The organism is Bryocella elongata (genome assembly GCF_900108185.1).
GTDB lineage: Bacteria > Acidobacteriota > Terriglobia > Terriglobales > Acidobacteriaceae > Granulicella > Granulicella elongata.
Window position 1 is genome coordinate 434,602 of sequence record NZ_FNVA01000005.1, and the last position, 26,496, is coordinate 461,097.

Sequence of the window (26,496 nt, forward strand, 5' to 3'; positions counted from 1 at the left end):
CCCCGCTGCCGCGGCGTCCGCGTGCGGCGAGACACCCTGCAGGCGCGCGCTTTGCTTCTCGAACATCAACCAAAGGATAATGGATCGGATATGCTTCGCACCTCGAGTCTTACTTTCGCCGCGCCGGGTCTCGCCTTTGCTGCGCTGGTGTTCGCGCTGCCGCTCGCCGTGCAGGCTGAGAAGCCTCGTGTGCCGGTGCCTCCGCAGGACGCAGCGAAGTACTCCATGCACGAGACGCACGATCTGGAGAAAGTGACGATTGCCGCCGAACCTGGCGATGTGAAGGAGACGCGGCCCGATACCCGCGTGGACTACTACGACCGCGAGATGATGCCGATCCGGGTGATCGTGACCAACAACTCAGACCAGGACCTGACGCTGGACGATGTGCGGATCCACTTCATCGCCGGAGACAACACGACCGTGCCCGCGGCCACCGACGACGAGCTGCAGCGCAGGCTGGTGGGCCTTAAAGACGCAATGGGCAAGAAGATTCCGCTGCCCTTGCCGCTGCCGCCGATCACCGTGCACAAGAACGTCGACAAGAAGATCCTCGCTGACCTGGATGACTTCGGCTTCAAGACGACGACGGTGAAGGCGCACTCCACGGTCGCGGGCTACCTGTTCTACGACATGCAGGGGCTCGACCACCCTGTGCTCGAAAAGGCTACGCTGGAGCTGCGCAAGGTGCGCTGGACGACCTCGCAGCAGGCGCTGGATACGTTTGAGATAGCGTTGCATCCGACGGTGGAAGGGAAGGATAGCCACTAAAGGCGAGCCATTAGCTCTTAGCTTTTAGCTAGAAGCTAAGAGCTCTGCCGCCACGAGGCCATCTCGCATACTCATGATTCACATCCGCCCCGCACAGCCTTCCGACGTCCCCACCATGCTGCGCTTCATCCGCGAGCTCGCCGAGTACGAGCGCGAGCCGGATGCCGTGCTTGCCACCGAGGCTGATCTCCTACGCGATGGGTGGGGACTCGGTGCCGATGGAGTGACACCACTTGTTGGCGAGTCGCGACCCCGCTTCGCAGCACTCATCGGCGAGCTCGATGGAGAGCCGGTCGGCTTCGCGTTGTACTTCTGGAGCTACTCGACCTGGCGTGGGCACCATGGCATCCGTCTCGAAGACCTGTACGTGACGCCCGCGAAGCGCAAGCATGGTGTGGGCAAGACACTGCTAGCGCGGCTGGCGAAGATCGCGGTGGATGAGGGCTGTCCACGGCTGGAGTGGGATGTGCTGGACTGGAACGCGCCGGCGATTGCGGTGTATGAACGCATCGGCGCATGGGTGCAGACGGAGTGGCGCATTATGCGGCTGGCGGATGAGGCGCTGCACGCGATGGCGCGGATGGATCGCAGCAGCTGATCTTTGCCATCAAACGGTCTTATAGATCAAGCGGCTTCGCGATGAAACGGCGTTACAGATCAAACGGATGGTGCAGCTCCCACCACCAGCCGTACGCAAGGAACGCGCCCCACGCGAGGGCGAGGACAAGCCATCGCCTGTCCCATCGGACCGCGATGAGAGCCAGCACCAGACCCAAGAACGGCGCGGTGAAGAGGGTCCAGATCACTGCCGGCGCCATCCAGTCAGGAGCCTGGGCCACGCGCAGGATGAGGTAGGGAGCCGCACAGAGCATGGAGAGTGCGGCAGACACGTTGCCGGGTGAGCCGGCTTTGGGTGCGATCCGTTCCTTCTGCATGGGCGCCTCTGGGGGATGAAGTGCCAGTCGTTATGAAACGATAGTAACGATGAAGACGATTCACGTAATTGGCGGTGGGCTCGCTGGCCCGGAAGCCGCGTTGCAGGCGGCTGCGGCGGGTTGCAAGGTGGTGCTGTACGAGATGCGGCCGCATCGTTCGACGGAAGCGCACCTCACGTCGGACTTTGCGGAGCTGGTGTGCTCGAACTCGCTGAAGAGCGAGAGCGAGAACACCGCGCCGTGGCTCCTGAAGCAAGAGATGCGGCGTGCGGGCTCGTTCCTGCTGCGTGAGGCCGATGCGACGGCGGTTCCGGCTGGCCACGCGCTGGCGGTGGACCGCGTGGAGTTCTCGCGCCGCGTGGCAGAAGCGATTGCAGCGCATCCCAACATCGAGGTGCGTCGCGAAGAGGTTACGAAGCTCGAAGAGAACGATCCTGACCGCATCACGATCCTTGCCTCCGGGCCGCTGACAAGCGCTGCGCTGACGGCCGAGCTGACGCGGCTTACAGGCGCGTCGCAGCTGGCGTTTTACGACTCCATCTCGCCCATCGTGGATGCTTCCACCATCGACCGCGACAAGGTCTACATGGCTGCGCGCTGGGACAAGGGCACGGCGGACTACATCAACTGCCCGATGACGAAAGATGAGTACAACGCCTTTATCGACGCGCTGATCGAGGCTGAGCGTGTGCCGCATAAGTCATGGGAGCGCGTCGAAGAGGGGCCAGGGCCCAGGACCCAGGGCTCAGACAGCGACCCTGTGGCCGGCAACCGTGCGCAGTCTGGACCCTTGGCCCTGGACTCTGGACCCTCTGCTCCTAAACCCTCGTACTTCGAGGGCTGCCTGCCCATCGAGATCCTTGCAGGCCGCGGGCGCGACACGCTGCGTTTTGGCCCGATGAAGCCTGCGGGTCTCACCGACCCCAAAACCGGCCGTTGGCCCTACGCTTGTGTCCAGCTGCGGCAGGAGAACCTGCGCGCGGACAGTTACAACATCGTGGGCTTCCAGAACTCGCTGAAGTATGGCGCGCAGGACAAGGTGCTGCGGCTCATTCCGGGGCTGGAGAAGGCGACGTTTACGCGCTACGGGCAGATCCACCGCAACACGTACATCCATGCTCCCTCGCTGCTGACGGAGACGCTGCAGCTGCGCGAGCATCCCGGCGTGATGATCGCTGGCCAGCTCTCAGGCGTTGAAGGCTATACGGAGTCCATCGCCAGCGGGATGCTTGCCGGGCGATATGCGGCGGCGCTGGCTCGCGGCGTGCAGCCTGCGCCTGCGCCGCGGTTGAGCGCGAATGGAGCTCTCTCGCACTACATCACCCACGCCGAGGGGAAGACCTTCCAGCCGGCCAACATCACCTTCGACCTGCTGGTGCCACTCGAAGAAGAGTTGCGCAAGAAGATCCGCGACAAGAAGGTACGCCACCGGATTCAGTGCGAGCGCGCGCTGGAGGCCTGGGACGTCTGGCTGGAGCGGAGTGCCGCAGCGCTGACGGCGTAGCGTGCGCCAGGGCGGCGTGATAGCCTCCCGCTACACGTCCATGCTGCCCCTCGACCCGATCCAGGCCATCTCGCCCGCGCTGCGCCGTACCGGGCATGTGTTGTTTACGCCGTTCCGCGTCGGGCGCACGTGGAAGCTCTGCGCGACCGCCTACCTGGGCTTCGCTTCGACACTTTTTGTGCCGTGGCCTCTGCTGTACCTCGCGGCGATTCCGTGGGTCCCCGTTGGGTTCAGGGTCTTTCTGGTCGTCGGTACCCTGGTGTTCACGGCGCTGTTCTTCTGGCTGTATCTCGTCTTTTCCCGCCTGCAGCTGGCGTTCTTTGACATCGTGGTTCATCGTGGCGAGATGGTCGCGCCGGCGTGGCATCGGACGGCCCCTGCCCGGTGGAGATGGTCGCTGCTGAAGGCTGCAGTCGGGACCGCAATCTCCGCGGTCGTGGCCGTGCCATTTGGCGAAATCATCGTGAAGATGGTGCAAACCCTTCCCCGATTGAATTTGGCTCCTGGCCACCCGCCGGATCCGCGCCTCTTCGGCGCAATCTTCGGATTCGAGCTCTGCCTGCTTCTTGTCATGGGAATCATGCTGCTTGTGGGCGGGTTGCTCTCGGACTTCGTCATGCCGCCTCTGGCGTTGGAAGATGCCGGACTTGCTGAGGCCTTCCGCCGTCTCTGGGTGTTTGCCCGAACGTCTCCCGGCCAGCTGCTGGGCTACATCGCAATGAAGTTTGTGCTGTTCCTTGGCGGTTACATCGGCCTGAGCGTGGCGGTCAATTTGGTCCTGATGTTGGTGCTCCTGGTGGTGGCCGTCGTCGCGCTCCTGGGCTACGTTGTGCTGCATGCGCTGGGAGTTGGGAATAACGCGATGCTGGTGATCGGGCTGGTGATCGGGATACCGATTTTGTACGGAAGCATGTTCTACTTCATGATCTATGGGGTCGGAATCCTGCTGACCTTTGACCGGGCGTATGCCGCATATTTCCTTGCCGGGCGTTATCCGTTGCTGGCGGAAGCTCTTGAACGGTCGACTCCGGCAGAGCCCCTTCGGTCTCCCATCGGGATGTGGCCTCCTCCGCCGCCGCCCGCTCCATCCGAATCGCAGTAGGATTTGGCGCGGAACCACGAGCGTGCTCTCTGCGTAGAACAATGCGTACGATAGCGTTCGGACCTGGACTGGACTAGACTCACACCCGCAGGCCGATCTCTCCTCGAGGTGCAGCATGCGTCCTCTCTCTGCGATTGATGCGATCTCTCCCGCGTGGAATCACACGCGCAACCTGTTGTGGGCTCCGCGGAGCTGGCGGCTGTTGCTGAAGGTCGGCCTCGTCGCCGTGCTGGCCCAGATGGCCGGCTTCAATCTCTCTGGCAACAAGAATATGAACGGGCCCATGCACGGCGCTCATACCGGCCTGCCTGCGGGGATGGTTGCCGCGCTGGTGGCTGGCATCGTGGCCTTGGTGATCGCCGGCCTGGTGATATGGGCTGTGCTGTTCTATGTCGGCTCGCGCATGCAGTTTGTGCTGTTCGAGGTGGTGCTGCGGCGGGATACGACGATCGGGCCGATCTGGAGCCGGTACAGCGCGGCGACGTGGCGCTGGATCGCGCTCAAGCTGGCGTTCCTGGCGGTGGTGCTGCTGGCCCTTGCTCCCGTGCTGGTGCCGATGCTCGTGCATATGCTGCGCACATTACCTCACCTTTCGAAAGACCCTCGGCAGATCGCCGGGTTCTTCGTGGGAATGCTGGGCTACGGCATGGTGCTGTTCGTCGTGGGAACTCTGCTGGGAGCGGCGTATCGCCTGCTGGTGAGCTTCGCGCTGCCATCGATGGCGCTCGAAAGCACAACGCTGCGCGAGACGGTGCGGCGGGTCTTCAACCTCGCGCAGGCGGAGCCGGTGGATATCTTCCTGTTCCTGCTGATGAACTTCCTGCTGTCACTGGCGGGAGCGATGGCCGGCGGGCTCGTGCTGGGTATCTTCGCTGTGGTGGTGGTGATCCCATTGGGGGGAGCGGGGGCGGTGCTCTGGGCGATCCTTCGCCACTCGGGCGTGGCCGGCCATGCCGTTCTGTACACCGGTGCGGGAGTTCTTGGACTCGTTGCAGTCGCCTTGATCGTCGTCACGGCGATCATTCTCTTCGGCTACCTGTATACGTTCCTGCAAGCCTATGCGCTGTACTTTCTGGGCGGACGTTATCCCAGGGTGGGCGCGTATCTTGAGCCGCTGCTGCCTCCGGCGCCTGCGTACGTCCCGGCTTCGGGCTTTGCAGCTCCACCGGCCTCTTAGAGGCTGCAATCGACATGCAAACAGGGCAATGGCCTCCACTCACAGGCTGCGCAGGAAACTGGCGCAGCCTGTGCACTTTAGCGCTTCGTATTGACGTGCTTTGGGGTTTGGGTGAATCATCCTCCCTGATGAAGAAAACGTTGTCCCGCCCCTCTCTTGCGCGGTTTGCCCTCTTGGCAGCGCTGGCTACCGCCACGATGCTGGGGGCTGCTCCTGGCGCTGCCCTGGCCCAGGCACCTGCCCGGAACCTGCCCCTGTGGGACGGCCCCGCACCCCTCGCCAAGGGTACAGCCTTCGGCACCGAGACCCTCACCACCGACATCCCGTCGATCGATGTCTTTCTTCCTGCGGAGAACCCGACGGAGACTGGGGTGCTGGTAATCCCGGGCGGCGGTTACACGCACGAGGCGATCAACAAGGAAGGCACGTTGATCGCGCAGTGGCTCAACGCGCGTGGGGTCGCGGCCTTCGTGCTGCACTATCGCGTGGCCCCCTATACCTATCCCGCGCCACTGTTGGACGGCATGCGCGCGATGCGTGTGATCCGCTCGCGGGCGACGGAGTTTGGCCTCGGTGAGGACCGCATCGGCGTGTGGGGATTCTCGGCTGGCGGGCATCTCGCCTCGGTGCTGGCCACGCACTTCGATGAGACGCTTCCGGACACGTCCTCGCTCCCGACGGACGCGATCGACAAGCTCTCCGACAAGCCGGCGTTTGCCGCGCTGGCCTACCCGGTGATCAGCATGGATCCGGCGATCACGCACATGGGCTCTCATGATTCGCTGCTGGGCAAGGAGGCGGATCCAAAGATGCAGGCTCTGTTCTCCAGCGAGCTGCAGGTGAAGGACACTACCCCTCCGGTCTTCCTGTTTGCGACGACCGATGACAAGACCGTGCCGGTGATCAACTCGGTCCGCTTCTACGAGGCCTGCGCCGCGCATCATGTCGAAGTGGAGATGCACCTCTTCGAGCACGGGCCGCACGGGATGGGACTCGCGGTCGGCAAGCCCGGGGTCGAGGCGTGGACCGAGGAACTGGCTACATGGATGCGCATCCACGGCTGGATGGCGAAGCCCTGACGCTGTGCGTGAAGCATAAAAGACTTCCCAAGAGATTGAGAACGGAGAGAACATGACCAGCAAGTGGCTTGGAGTGATGTGCGCCTCGGTAATGATGGCATCGCCCGCAGCAGGCTTCGCGCAGGAGTCGCATCCGGATGCAGCGAAGCTGACGATTGATGTGAAGGACATCGTGCATCCGGTGAGTCCGATGCTGTATGGCCTGATGACCGAGGAGATCAACCACTCGTACGAGGGCGGTCTCTACGCCGAACTGATCTCGAACCGCACCTTCCGCGGCGACTGGGCTGGCCTGCAGCGTTGGGAGATCGCGCGTCACGGGAACGCTGAGGCTACGCTCTCGATCGACAAGACCACGGGCCCGAGCGCTGCCCTGAACTACAGCGCGAAGCTGGTGGTGGCCTCGGCGACGGAAAGCAACGTGGCGGGGCTGGGCAATCCGGGCTGGTGGGGCATTGGCCTGAAGGCACACACCGAATACAAAGGCTCGTTCTATGCCAAATCAGAAAGCCTCAGCGGTCCGCTGACCGTGAAGCTGATTGGCAACAAGAGTGGCCTCACAATGGCCGAGACCAAGGTGGACCTCAAAGGGGGAGACTGGAAGCAGTACACCTACACGTTGAAGACGGGCTCCATCGCGGCCTCAGCGGAGAACCACATCGAGTTCACGGTCTCACAGCCGGGCACGTTGTGGCTCCAGTCCGTCTCGCTGATGCCGCCCACCTATGCGAATCGCGAGAACGGCAACCGCATCGACCTGATGGAGAAGATGGCGGCGATGAAGCCGACGTTCATCCGTCTGCCCGGCGGGAACTATCTCGAAGGCGACAAGCTGCAGGACTGGTACGACTTCAAGGAGACCATCGGGCCGCTCGTGGATCGCCCCGGGCATCAGGCTCCATGGAGCTACTGGTCGACCGATGGCTTTGGCCTGCTTGAGTTCCTCGAGTGGTGTGAAGACCTGAAGGTGGAACCGGTGCTGGCGGTGTATGCGGGCTACTCGCTGAAGGGCGAGCACGTGAAGGCGGGCAAAGACCTGGAGCCTTACGTGCAGGCGGCGCTGGATGAGGTCGAGTACGTGACCGGCGACGTAAGCACCAAGTGGGGTGCAGAGCGCGCCAAGGATGGCCACCCGAAGCCGTTCCCGCTGCATTACATCGAGGTGGGCAACGAGGATTGGCTCGACCACAGTGGAAGCTACAAGGAGCGCTGGCCGCAGTTTGCACGCGCGTTGCACACGAAGTATCCGCAGTACAAGCTGATTGCGACCGAGCCGGTGAAGGCGACGGACAAGCTCGAAGAGCCTGAGGTCGTCGACGACCACTACTACAAGCACACGGCGGACATGCTGGACTTCACGAAGCACTACGACGATGCGCCGCGCACCGGGCCCAAGATCTTCGTGGGTGAGTGGGCGACGCTGGCAGGTTCGCCGACGCCGAACTTCGGTGCGGCGCTGGCGGACTCGGCGTGGATGACGTCGATGGAGCGCAACAGCGATCTCATCATCATGAGTGCGTATGCTCCTCTGCTGGTGAACGTGAATCCGCAGGGTTCGCAGTGGGGCACGAACCTCATCGGCTTCGATGCGCAGACGAGCTTCGGCTCACCCAGCTACTACGCGCAGGTGATGTTTGCGGAACACCTGGGCGATGGTGTGCCGAAGTCGACGATCACCGAGGCCGGCCCGAGGTTCTACTACTCCGCGACGGTGGACTCGAAGACGAGCACGCTGCACCTGAAGTTCGTGAACGCGAGCGACAAGGAGCAGCCGCTCGAGGTGGAGCTGACAGGTCTGACCGGCCTGCATGTGGCCAAGCTCACGTCGCTTCATGGGGCCAGTTACGAGGCCACGAACACGATCACCGAGCCCAGCATTGTACGGCCACTGCTGTCCTCATCGCAGGTGCAGGGCAGCTCATGGAGTCATACAGTGCCGGCGTTGACGATTCAGACGGTGGATGTGGTGTTGAAGTGAGTAGAGATCAGTGAGTAGTGAGTAGTGAGTAGTGAAGAAAAGCACAAGGGCTGACGGCATTCGTCAGCCCTTGTGTCTTGCCTCTACTCACTATTCACTGCTCACTGCCCTTACATGTTCTCAATCATCCGCGTAGCAAACTCGCTGGTCTTCGCCTTCGTCGCGCCCTGCATCTGGCGCTCGAAGTCATAGGTCACGTACTTCTGCCCGATGGTCTTCTCCATCGAGCTTTCGATCATGCGTGCGGCTTCCTTCCAGCCGAGGAAGTCGAACATCATCACACCGGAGAGCATCACCGAGCCGGGGTTGATGACGTCCTTATCGGCATACTTCGGTGCGGTGCCGTGGGTGGCTTCGAAGACCGCGTAGCCATCGCCGATGTTGGCTCCGGGAGCGATGCCGAGGCCGCCGACCTGCGCCGCTGCGGCGTCGGAGATGTAGTCGCCGTTGAGATTCGTCGTCGCCAGCACGCTGTAATCACTGGGCCGGATGATGATCTGCTGGAAGATCGAGTCGGCGATGCGGTCGTTCACGAGGATCTTCGACTTCCACGCGCCGTTGCCATGCGTGGCGCCAATCCTGGTGATCACGTCGTTGACTTCGGCGATGATGGAATCGCTGAATGCCTTGGGCGCGAAGTCGATGCCGGGCTCGATCATGGCGGCGTTGGCTTCGGCGGTCAGGCCGGGGTTGGCGTCGAGGTTGCCGAGGATCCAGCTCTCGCGCTCGGTGACCGTCTGATCACGGAACTCCTGCGTGGCGACCTCGTAACCCCAGTCGCGGAAGGCGCCTTCGGTGAACTTCTGGATGTTGCCCTTGTGCACCAGCGTGACGGTCTTCAGTTTGTTCTCGAGCGCATGCTTGATGGCGGCGCGAACCAGGCGCTTGGAGCCGGTGATGGAGATGGGCTTCACGCCCACGCCGGAGTCAAGACGGACCTTCTTCTTGGTGCCCTGCAGCATCTCGTTGTTGACGAAGAAGATGAACTTCTCGGCCTCGGGTGTGCCTTCGCGGAACTCGATGCCGGCGTAGATGTCTTCCGTGTTCTCGCGGAAGATGACGATGTCGACGAGCTCAGGATGCTTCACCGGGCTGGGCACACCGGCGTAGTACTTCACCGGGCGGATGCACTGGTAGAGATCCATGAGCTGGCGCAGCGCGACGTTCAGCGAGCGGATGCCGCCGCCGACGGGTGTGGTCAGCGGTCCCTTGATGGAGACGCGGAAGTCTACCGTCGCCTTGACGGTGTCGTCGGGCAGCCAGTTCTGCGTCTGGCGGAACGCCTTCTCCCCCGCGAGCACCTCGTACCAGGCCACCTTGCGCTTGCCGCCATAGGCCTTTTCGACCGCGGCGTCGAAGACACGCTGCGAGGCCTTCCAGATATCGCGGCCGGTGCCATCGCCTTCGATGAAGGGAATGATGGGGTTATCGGGCACCTGGTACTGGCCGTCGGTGTACTGGATGGCTGCGCCGTCGGTGGGCACGGGAATGCCGTTGTAGCTGGTCTGCATGAGGAGTCCTCGCCTTTCGGGGTCGCGGGCGGGGAGGTTTGGGTTGCGCGCCCGCGCGTGGCGCAAGGCTCCGCAAACGTGCGGAAACCCGCGTCAATTCTGGGGCGAAGCATAGCACCGCGATTTTAGAGGTGACAATGATTCTCGTCACAGACGCGCGATCATCGCGCGTGGTGTCCCGCAACGGGGAGAGGTCAGGCGTAGTCCTCGGCCACCGTCTCATCGCTGCCATTGTCGAGGTTCGCGGCGCGGAACAGCGGCGTGAGCAGCATACTCAGCGCGAGGTTCAGCAGCAGCGCAGGAACCGCGGCGTACATCGCGTACGTATGGCCGAAGAGATGCAGCGGATAGACGCTGGCCTTGAATCCCAGCGACGCGACCATCGCTGTGCCGGAGACCATCGCGGCCATCCAGCCCACGAACAGCGCCCAGGGATGGAAGCAGCGCGTGAAGGCTCCCACGACGACCGAGGGCAGCAACTGCACCATCCAGATGCCACCCAGCAGCTGCAGCTGAATGGCGTAGGTGGTGGGCATCTTGAGCACGAACCACAGAGCGCCTACCTTGGCGAGAAGGCTGACAATCTTGGCCAGCGAGGACTCTTCGCGGTCGGTGAGTTCCGACCGGCGGAAGCTGCCCAGCAGGTTGCGCGTGAAGAGGTTCGCTGCGGCGATGGACATGATCGCCGCGGGCACCAGCGCGCCAATCGCAATCGCTGCGAGGCAGAAGCCAGCAAACCACTCCGGAAAGAGCTTGAGGAACAGCAGAGGGACGACCGTGTTGGGATCCTTTGTCACGATGCCAGCAGCGAGCGCCATATAGCCCAGCAACGCGATGAGCCCCAGCATGAAGCTGTAGGCCGGCAGCAGTGCGGCGTTGCGGCGGACGACGTTCTCGTCCTTGGCACTGAGGACCGCGGTCGCCGTGTGCGGGTACAGCATCAGCGCAATGGCGCTGCCGATCGCCAGCGTCGAGTAGCCGAGGTATTGCGGCGGCCGCAGCAGCGTCGACGCCTTGTGCGCTGCCAGCGCAGTCTGTGCCGAGGCAAAGATGTGCGCGTAGCCGCCCAGCTTCAACGGGACGATGATGATCGCGGCAATCACCATCACGTACAGCATGATGTCCTTGACGATGGCGATGACCGCTGGCGCGCGCAGGCCGCTGGAGTAGGTGTACGTCGCAAGGATGATGAAGGCGATGATGAGCGGAAGCTCGCCCTTCCATCCATTGCCTCCCAGGCCCATGGCCTCGAACACCACGCGCATGCCCACAAGCTGCAGCGCGATGTAAGGCATCAGCGCGAGGATGCCGGTGATGGCGATCGCCGCAGCCAGCCAGCGGTTGCCGTAACGCCCATGCACGAAGTCCGCGAAGGTGACATAGCTGTGCCGATGGCACACGCGCCACAGTCGCGGCAACACCACCATCATGTACGGGTACGCGATCACCGCGTAGGGCACAGCGAAGAACGCGTTCGCCCCGCCGCCGTACATCAGCGCCGGGACAGCGATGACGGTGTAAGCGGTATAGAGATCGCCTCCGACGAGGAACCAGGTGATGAGCGTGCCGAAGCTGCGCCCGGCCAGCCCCCACTCCTCGAGCGAATGCAGCCCGGCTGCGGGACGTCGCCAACGTGCGGCCCAGAAGCCCGCGATCGTGACTAGCAGGAACAGGAGGATGAAGACGCCAAGCGCGGTCGGATGCAGAATCATGGTTTGAAGAGATGAGCTTCTGCGTATGGTACCAGTCCATGCAGGGCCGCGAAGCGAGCTTCGGGAGGGCATTGGCATCTGCCGAAGTCGCACGTATGATCGGCGCACCGTCCCATACAACAGCGAAGGGTTGCCGAATCAGTCGGGTAGCTCAGAGGTTCCGATGAAGCGAACACCGATGGGCAGAGTTGCCGCCGTAGTGAACTCTGGGCTGGAGCGCCTTGGGTTCACGATCTCAAAGCTGCCGGGACGAAACACCCTCGCCCGCCACTTGCAGGAGGCACTTCGCGAAGGTCGCATCGAATGCGTGATCGACGTGGGCGCGCACCACGGCGAATTCGGCTCGCTGCTTCGCTCGCTGGGATACAAAGGGCGCATCGTGAGCTTCGAGCCTTCGGCGGAGGCGTATGGGTGCATCGGTCCGGTATGCGCGGCGGACGGGAACTGGGAGGTGCATCGGCTGTGTGCCGGCGCTTTCGACGGCACTGCCGAACTGCTCCGCTTTCAGGCCGCAGAGTTCAATTCACTGCACGCTCCGTCCACCTTCGGGGAGGCAAGCTGGTTGAGCAGTCACCTCGAACCGGGCGGGACGGAGGCGATCGCCATTCGCCGCCTCGACACGCTGCTGCCGGAGCTGGGTATCGACGCCGCCAACACAAGGTTGTACCTCAAGATCGATACGCAGGGGCACGATCTGCAGGTGCTTGCTGGCGCGAGTGGGATCCTGCCGAGCGTGCCGCAGTTCCAGATGGAGCTCTCCGCTTTGTGCCTGTACGAAGGCACGCCCAACATGGAAGAGGTCATCGCCTCCTGCCGGACATTGGGGTTCCTGCCGCAGGCTATTCATCCGGTCTGGTCCAACGGGCCGGAGCGTCCCATCTTGGAATGGGATTGCGTCTTCCGCCGCGTCGCAGGGCGGTTTCTCGTTTCGGAGCAGCGGCCAACGTCGTCGCAGACTACGGTTTAGCGGAGGTTCCCCGATCCGATGTCGTAGACCTCGATGCCAAGGTCGTTGAGCGTGGCGATGGCCTGCTCCATATTCTTACGGACCAGGGGTTCGGCGGCCTTGGGCGTGTGGTTGGCCTCTTCAATCGCCACCACGCGACCGTAGGGCCACGCGTTCTGCGGGATCGAGGTCACCGCCTCACCGAGCTTGTCGAAGGCGATATCGACCTCCTGGCGGCGGGCTCCGGCCGGTCGCAACATGCCTCCCGACCCAAACGCCCCCGGCGTCGCGTCGCCTTGCATGATGTGGATCTGTAGCATGCCTGGCTGGACGGTGATGTAGGGGTTCTGCCACTCGTCGAAGCTGTGGATATTCATGTAGCGGTTCTTCGAGGGGGGAAGGATCTGCTCTAGCTGGGAGCGCTGCGCATTGGCCAGGGCCTGCTGCTCGGCCTTCTTCTGCTCGAGCTGGCTGAGCGAGGGCGGATGACTGTGGCAACCGGCCAACAGGAGCGCCGGGGCAAGCAGGAGGGAGAGGTAGCGGGAACGCACGGGGAAAGGATAGCAGGAGGCAGCGGCTCCGCCGGTACCCGCTATGCGCTGCGCGTTGGCGGCCGCGCCCTTCGAGGCTGGAGATCGTACCGGGCGATACAATCAAAGAGTCATGATTAAAGCGATTACAGCGGTCACGCCGGTCGCGTCGTCGGAGACCTTCGACGCGCTGGGCGAACTATTGGCCGCGCTGGGCTTCGAGCCCGGCAAGAACTGGAACGACGGTACGGGCCGGGGCGCGGCATTTCTTGCGCCGCTGGCGAACCTTGAGCTCGTGACGGGGCGGCAGCCTGCCGTGCCCCGCCTGCTCATCGAAACCACGCAGCTGGACCAGGTGCACACCACGGTCGAGGCCTGGCTACAGGGACGCCTCCGCACGGAAGAGGTGCCCGCGAAGATCAGCTCCGTCGAGCTGACGCACTGGAACTCGCGGCTGTTCACGGTCAAGCTGGACGCTGACCTCGAGGTCGGCTTCTGGCAGTCGGAGAACGTGCTGCACGGCGTTCCGGTAGCGCTGGAAGGCGATCTCTCCGCGGCAGGCCGCAAGTGGGCCATCGTGGTGGCGCGATGGAACGCGGTGATCACGGATCGCCTGCTGCAGGGCTCGCTGGACGCGCTGCTGCGCTCCGGAGCGAAGAAGGAAGACATCGAGATCGTCCGTGTTCCCGGCGCGTGGGAGGTCCCCAGCGCCGCGCGTATGCTGGCCGAGTCCAAGCGCTTTGCCGCGATCATCACGCTGGGCGTGCTGCTGCGCGGCGAGACGGCGCACTACGAGGCCATCTACAACGAGGTCTCGCGCGGCATTGGCCAGAGCCAGCAGGATACCGGCGTGCCCCATGCCTTCGGCGTGCTGACCTGCGAGACGCTGGAGCAGGCACTGGATCGCGCTGGCCTGAAGGCAGGCAACAAGGGCTTCGAGGCCGCGATTGCCGCGATCGAGATGGCCTCCATTCAACAGAAACTGGCTGCACGTCAGCCCGAACCCGCGGAGCAGACAGCCTGATGGGAACCCGTAGAAAGTCCCGTGAGCTGGCGATGCAGATGCTCTTCCAGGGCGACCTTGGCAAGCAGACACCCGAGCAGGTAGAGAAGCTCTTCTGGGAGTCGCGCGACGACGTCGATGACGAAACGCGCGGCTTTGCCGATGACATTCACCGCACCGCCGCTGCCCGCATCGACGAGGTGGACAAGCTGATCCAGGCGCATTCCAAGAACTGGCGCCTGGAGCGCATGCCAGTGGTCGACCGCAGCCTTTTGCGTGCCGCTACCGCCGAGATGCTGGGCTTCCCGAAGACGCCCGCAGCCGTCATCATCAACGAGACGCTGGAGATCGCGCGGGCCTTCGCCGCGCCGGAGAGCCTGCAGTTTCTGAACGGCGTGCTCGATGCCATCGGGCGCGACCTGCTGGAGCAGCGGCTGAATGGCAGCGCTTCGCGCTAAGAACAGCAGAACAGCAGAACAGCAGAACAGCAGAACAGCAGAACAGCAGATTGGACCATTGCCTTCTGCGAGTTGTATGCAAAGCAAAACGGACCAGCTCTCGCTGGTCCGTTGCTTTTCTGTTCTGCTGTTCTGCTACTCAGCTGTTCCGCTGCCTTAGTTCAGCGACTTCTTCGGATGCTGGCTGAGCAGGTTCGGCATCACGTAGCTGCCACTGGTGCAGGTGGGGGTCGGTGTCAGGTTGCTTCCGATGCTGCAGGGCAGCTTCGGAACGATGACGCCGGTCTCGGTCGGGGTGGTGCCGCTGATCGAGAAGGTGTGCACCTGGTCGTCGCTCGAGGTTCCAGCCCAGAAGGTCAGGTTATCGCTCGAGAAGACGCCTGCGACCGGAGCCGAAGCAGAGGTTGCGCCGTTGGCCAGGGTCACGGTTGAGACAGTGCCGGTCGCCGGAACATACTCGGGCAACAGACCGCCGGAACCGTTGTAGGTCACGAAGGCCAACGCCGAGTTTGGAGAGGGAACGACGCCGGTGATCGAGGTGATCGTCGGGCCGGTGATGTTGTGCGGCGTGTTGGTGCTGGAGAAGTAGCCGGTGGCCACTGTGGTCGGGCAGACCGCCGGAACCACCACCGTGGAACCGTAGCCGGTGCTCTTGGGCAGGGTGATGGCGAGGTCGTTGATGCGGGCTGGGGAGGCCGCCGTGGCGCCGAGGATGCGCGCACCGTCGTTGGTTGCCACCAGCACATCGTTGATGACGCCAGGCTGCGTGTCGGCCAGCGGAATGAAGTCGTTGGTGATGGAGGGCGGCGTGGTGCCGGTGGCTGCAGTCTGCGACGGGCAGTAGCTGCGCCCATCGGTGGTACCGGCGCCGGGGGTGCTCTGGCCCGCAAAGTACGCGCCCACGGCAGGGACGGTCACCGCTACGGCCGAGTAGGGAACCGTGGTGGTGTCAGACTGCCAGTTGGTGAAGGCGGAGTACTTGAGCAGGGTGTCTGCGGTCGTCGTGATGTAGACGATGGAGCTGTCCGGGGTCCAGGCGGCGCTGGTGCCGACGCCGTTGTAGCTCGTCGATACCGCGCCGGTGGAAGCCGAGACCAGCGAGATCGTCTGGCGGTTCGGGTCGGTGACGACGACGGTGCTTCCATCCGGCGAGACCGAGAGTACCTGGCCCTGGAGCGAGGTGTAAGCACTGGTCTGTGCCAGAGATGCGGTCGAGACGACCATCATGCCCTGGGCGCTGCCAAGGTAGATCTCCGTGCCGCCCTGGTTCATCACCATTGTGTTGGGCACAAACTGCAGCTTGATCAGCGAGCTGGCCGCACCGGTGGTGGTGTCGTAGGGGTACAGGTACTGCGACTGCGTGCTGCCGATGAAGAGCACGGTGGCGCTGGTGCCCGTGGTGTTGATGGTGATGCCGTTGGAGGTCAGCGGCACGCCATTGCCCAGGTAGCCGATCTGGCTGAACGGCGCAGGGTTGCACGACGAAGGCATGCAGACGGCGTTGATGAGGGCCGACCCGGGGAAGCTGGGCGTCGCGGAGCCCGAGCTGGCCGGGATCGTCTGCGGCGTCGTGGACTCAAAGCCCAGCGTCAGGCCGGTGAGCTGCTGGCCGTTCTTGTCGTACACCACGGTGTTGAGCGACTGGGTGGTGTTCAGCGAGACGCTGATGCTGGAAGTACCGGTCGCGGCGCCGGGAATCGACATCACGATCGACGTGGGCGGGCAGGTCGAAAAGAAGCCGACCTCAGATGCCGTCGAGGAGTTTGCGATCGAAGCCGCGATGGCTGAAGAGCCAGGCATATTCGCCGTGACGACGCCGTTTTCGTCGATGGTGCCGACAGAGGACGAGGTCAGCGCGGTGAAGGTCAGGTGACCCACCTGCGCCGTGATGTTGGTCGTGCCGGCGTAGACGCGAGCGATGAGCTGCGCGGTCTGGGTCTGCGACACGCAGGTGTTCTGGAGGTACGGCGTTGCGGAGGTCGTCGGTGCGGGCAGACCGGCAAAGGTGCAGTTGGTCGCCGGGTCGTTGATACAGTCCGTACTCGCGGCCCCCAGCGTGACGCTCGTGACAGTGGAATGCACGAAGACCGGAATCGCGTTCGAGCTTGCTCCGCTTGCCGTGGCCGTGATGTAGGCCAGGTGCGTGCTGGGTACGGTCGCCGGCGCCGTGCAGATGGTGTAGTCGGCAACGCCGCCGCCGGTGTTGCGGTTCCAGCTGCCAGCGCAGGTCGAGCCGGTGGACGGATTGATGTCCACCACCGACATATCACTGGACGCGTACGTGTACTTGGAGACCGAGACGCTGTTGTTCTTGCAATCCACCGCCGTGGCGGAGAGGGACGTTCCGATCTGTCCATAGTTCAGCGAGAGGCCAGTGGTGGCCAGAGTGGGCGACAGCGTGATGCTGGCGACCTGTCCCACGACCGGACCCGAGCTGAGACCATTGCAATAGACCGTTGCCACATGCTTCGAGCATCCCGTGACCGACATGCCGAAGGGAAGGGCAAGAAACAGAAGAATCGCCAGGCCGAGAATCCGCCTCGCTGTCGAATGAACCACCAAACGCACTAAGAACCTCCCCGCTCAACCGGAACTCACGCTGAGCGGTAAACCGCAATCCCGCTGAATCTCCGAGAATTCAGTTTAGGGGTTGGACGTAAGAAGCGGCAAGGTGGCACACTCCAACCTTTGCCTCCGGATGGCCCATCGGTGGCCGGCCATCTCCTGCGGCAGCCGGGTATCCCCTGCGACCACAGAGGGCAGAGCCTGTAAAGTCCGGGTGATCGGATCAGCCCTGCGGGCTCAGGTAGCCGGTCTGCTTCCAGGTCACAATCCTCGACATGTGGTGCTGGAAGTAGAAGAGGCTGAAGAAGAACGTCATCACGCCGGAGAGTCGCAACCCGATGGGTTCGACGGTGTTGTAGTACGCCAGCATCGAGCGGCGGACCTCGAAGACCGACAGGATGTTCAGCGCCCACATCGCAAAGATGGCCAGCATGATTACGGCGAATCCCAGGACCGGGAAGTGGTCCGAGCCGGCGAATGCCATCGAAAGACCACCCGCGAGGCATCCGCCCAGCCCAACGCCAAACCCGGCGAGGAGGTACACCAGCGCCTTGTTGGCCAGGTCGAGGCTGCGCACCCAGACCATCTGGTAGATGAGCCAGCCGAGTGGAAACAGGCTGAAGGCAAGGCTGATCACCAGGACGATGGCCCAATGGAGGTTTGGCGGCAGCGGCACGATCGGCACGTGTTCCGGACGCAGGAAGCCGTAAGCGGGCGCAACATAGCCTGGCGGAGGATGGAGCGCTGTCGCCTTCTCCAGCACTGCCGCGACAGTGGACATCGCGCCGTTATCGGCCTGCAGCGCGATGTCGGTCGGCAGGATCGAGCCTGCGCTGACGTATCCGCGCAGCTGCTCCAGGGTGTAGGGGCCAAACTGCTGGCCGTCGCGCTGAATCAGGTAGGTCACGTACTCTCCGCCGGGAGCAGGTGAAGGCCCGCCGCAGTCTGTCTCGACGTCCCCGGATGTTCGCCAGCCTACTGCACAAAGAGCACGGGGCCAAAGTGAAAACTTTGGCCCCGTGGGGTGGGTGTTTTGGGTCGTGCCGGGCTTGTGTCACGGCTGATGCCGCGATCTGCTGTTCCTGCCAACCGAACTAATGGCTTGCCGGCATGTTTTCAGCGAACCACTTCACCTCGCGGTCGTGGCGATCGCGGAGGTGTTCGGGATCCTTGAAGCCATGGCCTTCGTTGGGGTAGACGACGAGCTGTGTCTTCACGCCCTCGGCGCGCAGTGCGTGCCACAGCTCAAAGCTCTGCGGTGCGGGGCATTCGCCATCGCGGTCGCCCACGATGATCAGCGTCGGGGTCTTCACGTTCTTGACGAAGTTGATCGCCGAGCTCTTGGCGTAGACGGCCGGGTCGTCGTAGACGCTGGCACCGAAGAAAGGCAGCATCCACTGGTCGATGGAGTTCTCGCCGTAGTAGCTCTGCCAGTTGCTGACGCCCGCGCCGGCGACGGCCGCGCGGAAGCGATGCGTCTGGGTGATGGCGAACATCGCCATGAAGCCGCCGTAGCTCCAGCCGGTGAGTCCCTCGCGGTTCTTGTCGATGGACAGCTTCGCCTCGAGCATGTCCATGCCCTTCAGGATGTCGCGCAGGTCGCCGTAGCCGAAGTCCTTGCGATTGGCCATGGTGAAGGCCTCGCCCTGGCCGTAGCTGCCGCGGGGGTTGGGCTGGAACTCGAAGTAGCCTTCGTCAGCCCAGCCTGCCGTCGTGCTGAAGCGTGGTCCGACCGAGGCCGACGGTCCTCCGTGCACGGTCACGATGAGCGGATACTTCTTCGCGGGGTCGTAGTCCCTGGGGTAGGTGATCCAACCCTGCACGTGGAAGCCTTCGTTCTCCCACTCGACGGACTCGACGCGGCTGGTAGGCTTCGCGCCGTCGTTCAGGTGGGTGAACTGCTGCAACTTGTCGAGCGGGCCCACGTAGACCTCGGGCGGTGCGGTGAGGCCCGACTTGACGAACGCAAACACGCCCTTGTTCGTGAACGAAACCGCGTTCTTCAGCGGGCCGCCGGAGACAGCTACTTCTCCCAGATCGGTGGCCGAACCAGGAATCTCCCTGCGCGTCGTGACGTCGTAGTCGGGCGCGACGATGTGTCCGCGACGATCCTCGATGAAGCCAATGGTCTTGTCGTTCAGCCACGCCTCATAGGTGGGGGTTCCGTCGATCTTCGGGGTGACGTCAATGGGCTCGCCCTTGCCGTCCGCATTGACCACCCACACATCGCCGCCGTTGGAGCTGAAGTCGCTCATCAGCCCGCCGATAAAGGCGATTCGCTTGCCGTCCGGCGAGAACCGCGGCACGGCCATCTGCAGGCCATGCATCGCGGACCTGGTGGTGTTGGGGTTGAAGATGACCTCCGCCGTCGAGCCAGCAGTCGCCGTGTATAGCTTGGCTACCCACCAGTTGTTCTCGCCAGGAGCTGCAGCGCCGATGAAGGCAATGCTCTTTGAGTCGGGCGCCCAGGTGTACTCGAAGACATATCGCTGCGGCGTGGGCTCGACAAGCCACGAACCCACTCCGCTGTTGGTGTCCACGCCATAGACGCCCTGGATCTCCAGGTTGTCCTCGCCGATGACGCCGGCCCACGGCTTCATCGCGTCGAGGGCACCGGCCTGGCGGCTGGCGTCCTTCACGAAGAGGAAGGCGAGCGTCTTGCCATCGGGCGAGAAGGTCGCCTGCTTGAAGATGCCGGTAATGCGCGTCAATTGCTTGATCTCGCCGCTACTGCGGAACCAGAGGAAGATTTCGCCTTGTGCGCCCTTACCGTCCGTGCCTGGGCAGCCTACGGTGAAGGCGAGCGTCTGGGAGTCAGGCGACCAGACCGGATCGGAGTCGGTGCAGTGGGGCCCGCCGGGAGCGATGATTTTGTCCTGCCCCGGATTCGCGACCCCGGTCACGTACAAGGTAGACGCACCTCCGGAGCGGAGGCCTTCGGTGCCAGCGCCACGCAAGGTCCAGGCGACCAGGGCACCGTCAGGGGAGATAGCTACGGCACCCGGCGTGCGCACCCGGCCTGGGCGCTGCGCCCCGGCGCAGAAGGTGAACACAGCCAGTGAGGCGCATGAGAGGAGAGCGGTTGAACGGCGGATCATGTCGTCCAGCCTACCAACGATCTGCGCTCGCAGCCCATTTTGACATATCAGATTGAGGCGAAATGGGTTCGGGACCGGAGTGAGATGGCTGGGTCAGCCCGCGGCTTCCTCGGGCTTGAAGACCCTTGTGCAGAAGACCTCGCGATTGAAGACGAAGCCCAGCTGCTCGTAGATGCGGCGGGCCCCGGTGTTGGTGCTGCCAAGGTGCAGGTAGCTGCGATACCCCGCAGTACGATGCTCGCGCAGGATGCGCCGGATGATGGCGGAGGCGAGGCCCTGGCCGCGGTACTCGGGTAGGGTGCAGATGCCGGAGACCTCTCGGAACTCGCCGAAGCACATGCGGTCGCCGCCCATGGCGATCAGGCGGCCCTCGCGCCGGATGCCGAAGTAAGGTCCCATGGCGTTGGTGCGGATGCGGAAGAAGCCCGGAAAGGCGGCGGTGGTGAGGTCGACCATCTCCTGGCCGGCTTCGGGGCCGCTCATGGGGACGACCTCGTCGTCGCCGGGGCCTTCGGGGATCGGTGCCTCCGCGGGAAAGACCATCTGGCTGACGCCGCCGAAGCCGCTGAGCCGGACGCCGTGGGCCTCGGCCCAGGCCCCCGCGCGGTCTTCTGCAAGCAGGGGATCGGCGGTGGGGTGCAGCACCCACTCCAGCTCTCCGGGAGCCATGCGGCCTGCCAGCTCGGTGAGCCCGGCCTCGGGGTCTCCGAGCAGGCAGACGAAGGGCGAGACATCGGGCCGGTAGCGGAGCATATGTTCGCCCGGAGCATCCGCCAGGTGGGCCTGCGACGAACGCAGCGCAGTCAGCGCCGTGTTGGCGAAGCGGTCGTCGGTGGCCTCGGGCGGGGGAGTGGGGCGAGCGTCTGGCATGGAAAGACGATAGCAAGTGGTCGGCAGGCCTCGACGGGCTGCCCCGGAAATGGGGCAAATGGCGGGAAAGACTGGCCCCTGTCCCTCTGTTTGAGGGTCTCGTTTTCTTGACTCACCCCCTGGCTCTTGGTAGAGTGTGAAGGTTCCGTGTGTTTTGCGGGACCACCTGTCTGAGAGCCTGCGCCACCCTCCTTCCGCGAGAAAGCATCAGCGGATTCAACCAGGGACGGGAGTTGCGGGCCGGAACAGCGCGATACGGAGTTGGGCGGATCTTTGGGCGTGGGCGCGAGCCTGCAAGCGGAGAGATGACTTCAGCCACCGTCGCCTGTCTCAAGCCTTGAGCAGTGATTGCAGTACCCAGCAGCGGTCTGGGAGCAGTACGGCCGCGTGCAGGATTCAGAACTTCGCCGGAGCTTGGGTTGCAGACTCCCCTGAAAAGAGGAGGGCAATCCGCTGGGAGACCAGCAGCGAGCTCCGCCTTTCGCGTGTGCGCCGGTGGTATTGCGCTGGTGTGAATGCGGAGAAGAGCGAAGGTGCTGCCCTGCAGTGCGTTCGAGGGAGAAGTCGAAAGCCCGGAGGTTGCGATCAACGCAGCTGCCGGTGTTGCAAGAAGAGAGAGGTTTTTCGAAGTGCCTACATTCCATCAGCTCGTCAAGCAGGGCCGCACGCCGACCCGTTACAAGACTGCCTCGCCTGCGCTGCAGGGTTCGCCCCAGCGCCGCGGCGTCTGCACCCGTGTGTACACCCAGACCCCGAAGAAGCCGAACTCGGCGCTGCGTAAGGTCGCCCGTGTTCGCCTGACCAACGGCATCGAAGTCACCACCTACATCCCGGGCATCGGCCACAACCTGCAGGAGCACTCGATCGTGCTCATCCGTGGCGGCCGTGTGAAGGATCTCCCGGGTGTCCGTTACCACGTGGTGCGCGGAACGCTTGACTCGGTTGGCGTCGCCAACCGCAAGCAGAGCCGCTCCAAGTACGGCGCGAAGCGCCCGAAGGCCTCGAGCAAGTAACAAGTTCTACGTTGTACGTTCTACGGTACGGCTTCTAAGGCTGTGTTCACGTAGAACGTACAACGCACCACGTACAACGCAATTCAGGCCCGGCAGCGTGAGAAGTCACCGCACCGGGGGAAGAAGAAAGAAGAGAGAGAATGCCGAGAAAAGGCTACATCGCCAAGCGTGAGGTCCCTGCGGACCCGATCTACCAGTCGACCCTGGTCACGAAGTTTGTCAACAGCATGATGTGGGGTGGCAAGAAGTCCACCGCGCAGGCCATCTTCTACGAGGCGATGGAGAACCTCGAGAAGAAGGGCGGCGACGAGGCCCTCAAGCTGTTCAAGAAGGCCGTTGAGAACGTCAAGCCGGCCCTCGAAGTCAAGAGCCGCCGCGTTGGCGGTGCGAACTACCAGGTGCCGATCGAGGTCGCTCCCGAGCGCCGCACCTCGCTGGCGATCCGCTGGCTGGTGAGCTACGGCCGCGCCCGTGGCGAAAAGGGCATGGTCGAGAAGCTGACGGCCGAGCTGCTGGATGCGGCCAATGGCCGTGGCGCCGCGATGAAGAAGAAGGAAGACGTTCATCGTATGGCTGAGGCGAACAAGGCGTTCGCTCACTACCGCTGGTAACGGTGCTCCGTTGTACGTCGTGCGTTCTACGTTGTACGTAGGCGCACTCGTGCAACGTTCAACGTAGAACGTACAACGAGATCGCATCACCGCAGGTCAAGCCTGCAGAAAGAACTACCGTGGCTCGCACAGTACCTCTGATTAAGTGTCGGAACATCGGCATCATGGCTCACATCGACGCCGGCAAGACGACGACGACCGAGCGCATTCTCTTCTATACGGGTGTCAACCACCGTATCGGCGAAGTGCACGAGGGCACCGCCACCATGGACTGGATGGAGCAGGAGCAGGAGCGCGGCATCACGATCACGTCGGCCGCGACGACCTGCACCTGGAACGGCATCCGCATCAACATCATCGACACGCCCGGCCACGTGGACTTCACGGCCGAGGTGGAGCGTTCGCTCCGCGTGCTCGATGGTGCGGTGGCCTGCTTCGACTCCGTGCAGGGCGTTCAGCCCCAGTCGGAGACGGTGTGGCGCCAGGCCAACAAGTACAAGGTTCCCCGTATCTGCTTCATCAACAAGATGGACAAGGCCGGCGCGAACTTTGAGTACGCCACCTCGACGATCGTGAACCGCCTCGGCGCACGTGCGATCCCGATCAACTGGCCCATTGGCGAAGAAGCCAAGTTCCAGGGCGTCATCGACCTCGTCGAGATGAAGGGTATCGTCTGGACGAACGAAGAGATGGGCGCGAAGTACGAGGTCGTCGAGATCCCGGCTGACCTCAAGGCCAAGGCCGAGGAGATGCACCAACTGCTCGTCGAGGCAGTCGCTGACTCTGACGAGGAAGTGATGATGAAGTACCTCGATGGCGAGGCGATCTCGACCGAGGAACTGAAGCGTGCGATCCGCAAGGCAACCATCGCGATGAACATCTTCCCGGTGATGTGCGGCACGGCGTTCAAGAACAAGGGCATTCAGACCCTGCTGGACGCGGTTGTGGCGTACCTGCCGAGCCCCCTGGATGTTCCTCCGATCGAAGGCATCGACCCCTACGACACCGAAGTCAAGGTGATTCGTCACGCCGACGACAGTGAGCCGTTCGCGGCGCTGGGCTTCAAGATCATGACCGACCCGTTCGTCGGCCAGCTGATCTTCATCCGTGTGTACTCGGGCCAGCTCAAGACCGGTGACTCGGTCCTGAACCCGCGCACCGGCAAGACGGAGCGTATCGGCCGCCTGTTGAAGATGCATGCCAACAAGCGTGAAGAGATCACCGAGATCCTCGCTGGCGATATCTGCGCTTGCGTGGGCCTGAAGAACCTCGTCACGGGCGACACGATCTGCACCGAGAAGTCCCCGGTCGTGCTCGAGTCGATCGACTTCCCGGCCCCCGTGATCGAAGTGGCCGTGGAGCCGAAGACCAAGGTCGACCAGGAAAAGATGGGCATCGCCCTCGCCAAGCTGGCGCAGGAAGATCCTACCTTCAAGGTTCGCACCGATGTCACCTCAGGCCAGACGATCATCGCCGGCATGGGTGAGCTTCACCTCGAGATCATCGTCGACCGCATGATGCGCGAGTACAAGGTCGAAGCGAACGTCGGTAAGCCGCAGGTGAACTACCGCGAGACAATCCGCAGCACCGCGGAAGCGGAAGGCAAGTACATTCGCCAGACCGGTGGTTCGGGTAACTACGGCCACGCCAAGATCCGCATTGCTCCGAACGAGCCCGGCAAGGGCTATGAATTCATCAATGTAATCAAGGGCGGCACCATCCCGAAGGAGTACATCAAGCCGATCGACCAGGGTATTCAGGAAGCTCTGCTCGGTGGCGTGCTCGCCGGTTACGAGATGGTGGACATCAAGGTGGAGCTGTATGACGGCAGCTATCACGATGTCGACTCGAACGAAATGGCCTTCAAGATCGCCGGTTCGATGGCGTTCAAGGAAGCCGCCCGCAAGGCCAAGCCGGTTCTTCTTGAGCCGGTGATGGCGGTGGAAGTGACGACGCCCGAGGAGTACATGGGCACGATCATCGGCGATCTCAACTCTCGCCGTGGTCGCATTGAAGGCATGGAGATGGTCGGCGGCGTTCAGGCCATCAAGGCCACGGTGCCACTGTCCACGATGTTCGGCTATGCTACCTCGATGCGTGGTTCCACGCAGGGCCGTGCGAACTTCTCCATGGAGTTCAAGCAGTACGAGGAGGCTCCTCGCTCGGTGAGCGAAGAGATCATCGCCAAGAACAACGGCGGCAAGGATAAGTAACGGGCAGGCACGGCGGGAGCCGTGCCGATCGTTGCGAAGGTTTAGCACAGCAAGCCGCGCACTGGAGCTCAGTTGTACCGCGAGCGTGCGCAAGACATAGGAATCAGCAGTAATTCTTAGACGGAGAAGATCATGGCGAAGGAAAAATTTGACCGTAGCAAACCGCACGTGAACGTTGGCACGATCGGTCACATCGATCACGGCAAGACGACCCTCACGGCGGCGATCACCAAGGTGTTGTCGAAGCACAACCCGAAGAACAGCTTCCGCTCGTTCGACACCATCGACAACGCTCCTGAGGAGCGCGAGCGTGGTATCACCATCTCGACCTCCCACGTGGAGTACGAGACGGCGAACCGCCACTACGCTCACGTCGATTGCCCGGGCCACGCCGACTACATCAAGAACATGATCACCGGTGCAGCGCAGATGGACGGCGCGATCCTCGTGGTTGCGGCTACCGACGGCCCGATGCCCCAGACGAAGGAGCACGTTCTGCTCGCTCGCCAGGTTGGCGTTCCGTACATCGTTGTGTTCCTCAACAAGTGCGATGCAGTGGAAGACGAAGAGCTCATCGACCTGGTCGAGATGGAAGTTCGCGAGCTGCTCTCGAAGTACGACTTCCCCGGCGACGACGTCCCTGTGGTTCGTGGTTCGGCTCTCGGCGCGCTCAACGGCGAAGCCCAGTGGGAAGCCAAGATCGACGAGCTCATGGAAGCCGTCGACAAGAACGTGCCCCAGCCCGACCGTCTGGTCGACCTGCCCTTCCTGATGCCGATCGAAGATATCTTCTCGATCTCGGGTCGTGGTACCGTCGTCACCGGCCGTATCGAGCGTGGCAAGATCAAGGTCGGCGAGCCGGCTCAGATCGTTGGCTTCCGCGACACCCAGGCGACCACCGTCACCGGCGTCGAGATGTTCAAGAAGCAGCTTGACGAAGGTCTCGCGGGCGATAACGCCGGCCTCCTCCTCCGCGGTACCGCGAAGGAAGACGTCGAGCGCGGCATGGTTCTCGCCAAGCCGGGTTCCATCACCCCGCACACCCAGTTCAAGGGTGAGGTCTACGTCCTCTCGAAGGAAGAAGGCGGACGTCACACTCCGTTCTTCAACGGCTACCGTCCCCAGTTCTACTTCCGCACCACGGACGTAACGGGTTCGGCCAAGCTCCCCGAGGGCACCGAGATGTGCATGCCCGGCGACAACATCCAGCTCGATGTCACCCTGCACACGCCGGTTGCCATGGAGAAGGGTCTCCGCTTCGCCATCCGTGAGGGTGGACGTACGGTAGGCGCCGGCACGATCTCCGAGATCATCAAGTAGCTTTTCCCTTCGGGGAAAAGCTACGGGCAGGCGACCGGCTTTAGCCGGCGCTGGCCCGGAGATCCGAAGGAAACAAGAACGCGGTCAGCTTCGGCTGACC

At 63.1% G+C, this 26,496-nt stretch carries 22 protein-coding genes; 14 read left to right on the forward strand and 8 right to left on the reverse strand.

Annotated elements, in window-relative coordinates; genetic code table 11:
* Positions 1 to 90: 90 nt before the first annotated feature.
* Both C4S68_RS15910 and C4S68_RS15915 read left to right on the forward strand, forming a co-directional pair.
* Complete coding sequence (locus C4S68_RS15910) at positions 91 to 771, forward strand: hypothetical protein (RefSeq protein ID WP_103934056.1); 681 nt, start codon at positions 91 to 93, stop codon at positions 769 to 771.
* A 73-nt stretch (positions 772 to 844) separates the two neighbouring features.
* Positions 845 to 1,369 (forward strand): GNAT family N-acetyltransferase, encoded by a 525-nt coding sequence (locus C4S68_RS15915; protein WP_103934057.1) that lies wholly within the window; start codon positions 845 to 847, stop codon positions 1,367 to 1,369.
* A gap of 52 nt (positions 1,370 to 1,421) precedes the next feature.
* Here C4S68_RS15915 and C4S68_RS15920 read toward each other — a convergent pair whose 3' ends face one another.
* The gene (locus C4S68_RS15920; protein ID WP_103934058.1) at positions 1,422 to 1,706 is read right to left on the reverse strand and encodes a hypothetical protein; all 285 of its coding nucleotides are present in this window, start codon (positions 1,704 to 1,706) and stop codon (positions 1,422 to 1,424) included.
* 49 nt (positions 1,707 to 1,755) lie between these two features.
* On the opposite strand from C4S68_RS15920, the gene trmFO reads away from it, so the two are divergent.
* The 5 genes from trmFO to C4S68_RS15945 all read left to right on the forward strand — a co-directional run bounded on the left by trmFO (position 1,756) and on the right by C4S68_RS15945 (position 8,546).
* Positions 1,756 to 3,210, forward strand: coding sequence for a methylenetetrahydrofolate--tRNA-(uracil(54)-C(5))-methyltransferase (FADH(2)-oxidizing) TrmFO (gene trmFO / locus C4S68_RS15925; RefSeq protein WP_103934059.1), 1,455 nt, complete (start codon positions 1,756 to 1,758; stop codon positions 3,208 to 3,210).
* A gap of 16 nt (positions 3,211 to 3,226) precedes the next feature.
* Positions 3,227 to 4,312, forward strand: a complete 1,086-nt coding sequence (locus C4S68_RS15930) for a DUF7544 domain-containing protein (protein ID WP_146072178.1) — start codon at positions 3,227 to 3,229, stop codon at positions 4,310 to 4,312.
* A gap of 115 nt (positions 4,313 to 4,427) precedes the next feature.
* Entirely contained in the window at positions 4,428 to 5,489 is a 1,062-nt protein-coding gene (locus C4S68_RS15935; protein WP_103934061.1) for a DUF7544 domain-containing protein, read from the forward strand.
* A gap of 140 nt (positions 5,490 to 5,629) precedes the next feature.
* Entirely contained in the window at positions 5,630 to 6,568 is a 939-nt protein-coding gene (locus C4S68_RS15940; RefSeq protein ID WP_200821567.1) for an alpha/beta hydrolase, read from the forward strand.
* Between the two features lie 52 nt (positions 6,569 to 6,620).
* Entirely contained in the window at positions 6,621 to 8,546 is a 1,926-nt protein-coding gene (locus C4S68_RS15945) for an alpha-L-arabinofuranosidase C-terminal domain-containing protein (protein WP_235011640.1), read from the forward strand.
* Between the two features lie 110 nt (positions 8,547 to 8,656).
* Here C4S68_RS15945 and C4S68_RS15950 read toward each other — a convergent pair whose 3' ends face one another.
* Both C4S68_RS15950 and mctP read right to left on the reverse strand, forming a co-directional pair.
* Complete coding sequence (locus tag C4S68_RS15950) at positions 8,657 to 10,057, reverse strand: NADP-dependent isocitrate dehydrogenase (RefSeq protein ID WP_103934063.1); 1,401 nt, start codon at positions 10,055 to 10,057, stop codon at positions 8,657 to 8,659.
* A 194-nt stretch (positions 10,058 to 10,251) separates the two neighbouring features.
* The gene (gene mctP / locus C4S68_RS15955; RefSeq protein WP_103934064.1) at positions 10,252 to 11,769 is read right to left on the reverse strand and encodes a monocarboxylate uptake permease MctP; all 1,518 of its coding nucleotides are present in this window, start codon (positions 11,767 to 11,769) and stop codon (positions 10,252 to 10,254) included.
* A gap of 163 nt (positions 11,770 to 11,932) precedes the next feature.
* Between mctP and C4S68_RS15960 the strand changes: the two genes are divergently transcribed.
* Positions 11,933 to 12,736: an FkbM family methyltransferase gene (locus C4S68_RS15960; protein ID WP_160115191.1), complete on the forward strand. Its 804-nt coding sequence runs from the start codon at positions 11,933 to 11,935 to the stop codon at positions 12,734 to 12,736.
* Here the strand turns inward: C4S68_RS15960 and C4S68_RS15965 are convergent.
* On the reverse strand, positions 12,733 to 13,368 hold the full coding sequence (locus C4S68_RS15965) for a hypothetical protein (protein WP_235011641.1): 636 nt from the start codon (positions 13,366 to 13,368) through the stop codon (positions 12,733 to 12,735). The two genes, C4S68_RS15960 and C4S68_RS15965, sit on opposite strands and share 4 nt — an antisense overlap.
* Positions 13,369 to 13,378: 10 nt before the next feature.
* On the opposite strand from C4S68_RS15965, the gene ribH reads away from it, so the two are divergent.
* Together ribH and nusB are read left to right on the forward strand one after the other, a co-directional pair.
* Complete coding sequence (gene ribH, locus C4S68_RS15970; protein ID WP_103934066.1) at positions 13,379 to 14,269, forward strand: 6,7-dimethyl-8-ribityllumazine synthase; 891 nt, start codon at positions 13,379 to 13,381, stop codon at positions 14,267 to 14,269.
* Positions 14,269 to 14,706, forward strand: a complete 438-nt coding sequence (gene nusB / locus C4S68_RS15975; protein WP_103934067.1) for a transcription antitermination factor NusB — start codon at positions 14,269 to 14,271, stop codon at positions 14,704 to 14,706. The genes ribH and nusB overlap by 1 nt, the downstream gene beginning before the upstream one ends.
* Before the next feature lie 156 nt (positions 14,707 to 14,862).
* Here nusB and C4S68_RS15980 read toward each other — a convergent pair whose 3' ends face one another.
* The 4 genes from C4S68_RS15980 to C4S68_RS15995 form a co-directional block, all read right to left on the reverse strand.
* Positions 14,863 to 17,274, reverse strand: a complete 2,412-nt coding sequence (locus tag C4S68_RS15980; protein WP_146072179.1) for a beta-propeller domain-containing protein — start codon at positions 17,272 to 17,274, stop codon at positions 14,863 to 14,865.
* Between the two features lie 220 nt (positions 17,275 to 17,494).
* Complete coding sequence (locus C4S68_RS15985; RefSeq protein WP_103934069.1) at positions 17,495 to 18,178, reverse strand: DUF4339 domain-containing protein; 684 nt, start codon at positions 18,176 to 18,178, stop codon at positions 17,495 to 17,497.
* A 187-nt stretch (positions 18,179 to 18,365) separates the two neighbouring features.
* A complete protein-coding gene (locus C4S68_RS15990) occupies positions 18,366 to 20,369 on the reverse strand; it encodes a S9 family peptidase (protein ID WP_103934070.1) in 2,004 nt (667 codons plus the stop codon).
* Between the two features lie 93 nt (positions 20,370 to 20,462).
* Complete coding sequence (locus C4S68_RS15995; RefSeq protein ID WP_103934071.1) at positions 20,463 to 21,239, reverse strand: GNAT family N-acetyltransferase; 777 nt, start codon at positions 21,237 to 21,239, stop codon at positions 20,463 to 20,465.
* A 629-nt stretch (positions 21,240 to 21,868) separates the two neighbouring features.
* Here C4S68_RS15995 and rpsL point away from each other — a divergent pair.
* The 4 genes from rpsL (at position 21,869) to tuf (ending at position 26,396) form a co-directional block, all read left to right on the forward strand.
* The gene (gene rpsL, locus C4S68_RS16000) at positions 21,869 to 22,252 is read left to right on the forward strand and encodes a 30S ribosomal protein S12 (protein ID WP_103934159.1); all 384 of its coding nucleotides are present in this window, start codon (positions 21,869 to 21,871) and stop codon (positions 22,250 to 22,252) included.
* Between the two features lie 140 nt (positions 22,253 to 22,392).
* On the forward strand, positions 22,393 to 22,863 hold the full coding sequence (rpsG, locus tag C4S68_RS16005; RefSeq protein ID WP_103934072.1) for a 30S ribosomal protein S7: 471 nt from the start codon (positions 22,393 to 22,395) through the stop codon (positions 22,861 to 22,863).
* Positions 22,864 to 22,982: 119 nt separating this feature from the next.
* Positions 22,983 to 25,076, forward strand: a complete 2,094-nt coding sequence (fusA, locus tag C4S68_RS16010; protein WP_103934073.1) for an elongation factor G — start codon at positions 22,983 to 22,985, stop codon at positions 25,074 to 25,076.
* 132 nt (positions 25,077 to 25,208) lie between these two features.
* A complete protein-coding gene (gene tuf / locus C4S68_RS16015) occupies positions 25,209 to 26,396 on the forward strand; it encodes an elongation factor Tu (protein ID WP_103934074.1) in 1,188 nt (395 codons plus the stop codon).
* Positions 26,397 to 26,496: the final 100 nt, after the last annotated feature.

Excerpts from the sequence above, each read along its gene's own strand:
- C4S68_RS15910 (WP_103934056.1), top strand. The coding sequence starts at position 91 with ATGCTTCGCACCTCGAGTCTTACTTTCGCCGCGCCGGGTCTCGCCTTT.
- C4S68_RS15915 (WP_103934057.1), top strand. The coding sequence starts at position 845 with ATGATTCACATCCGCCCCGCACAGCCTTCCGACGTCCCCACCATGCTG.
- ribH (WP_103934066.1), top strand. The coding sequence starts at position 13,379 with ATGATTAAAGCGATTACAGCGGTCACGCCGGTCGCGTCGTCGGAGACC.
- C4S68_RS15935 (WP_103934061.1), top strand. The coding sequence starts at position 4,428 with ATGCGTCCTCTCTCTGCGATTGATGCGATCTCTCCCGCGTGGAATCAC.
- nusB (WP_103934067.1), top strand. The coding sequence starts at position 14,269 with ATGGGAACCCGTAGAAAGTCCCGTGAGCTGGCGATGCAGATGCTCTTC.
- trmFO (WP_103934059.1), top strand. The coding sequence starts at position 1,756 with ATGAAGACGATTCACGTAATTGGCGGTGGGCTCGCTGGCCCGGAAGCC.
- rpsG (WP_103934072.1), top strand. The coding sequence starts at position 22,393 with ATGCCGAGAAAAGGCTACATCGCCAAGCGTGAGGTCCCTGCGGACCCG.
- C4S68_RS15995 (WP_103934071.1), bottom strand. The coding sequence starts at position 21,239 with ATGCCAGACGCTCGCCCCACTCCCCCGCCCGAGGCCACCGACGACCGC.
- mctP (WP_103934064.1), bottom strand. The coding sequence starts at position 11,769 with ATGATTCTGCATCCGACCGCGCTTGGCGTCTTCATCCTCCTGTTCCTG.
- C4S68_RS15990 (WP_103934070.1), bottom strand. The coding sequence starts at position 20,369 with ATGATCCGCCGTTCAACCGCTCTCCTCTCATGCGCCTCACTGGCTGTG.
- C4S68_RS15920 (WP_103934058.1), bottom strand. The coding sequence starts at position 1,706 with ATGCAGAAGGAACGGATCGCACCCAAAGCCGGCTCACCCGGCAACGTG.
- C4S68_RS15950 (WP_103934063.1), bottom strand. The coding sequence starts at position 10,057 with ATGCAGACCAGCTACAACGGCATTCCCGTGCCCACCGACGGCGCAGCC.
- C4S68_RS15960 (WP_160115191.1), top strand. The coding sequence starts at position 11,933 with ATGAAGCGAACACCGATGGGCAGAGTTGCCGCCGTAGTGAACTCTGGG.
- C4S68_RS15945 (WP_235011640.1), top strand. The coding sequence starts at position 6,621 with ATGACCAGCAAGTGGCTTGGAGTGATGTGCGCCTCGGTAATGATGGCA.
- tuf (WP_103934074.1), top strand. The coding sequence starts at position 25,209 with ATGGCGAAGGAAAAATTTGACCGTAGCAAACCGCACGTGAACGTTGGC.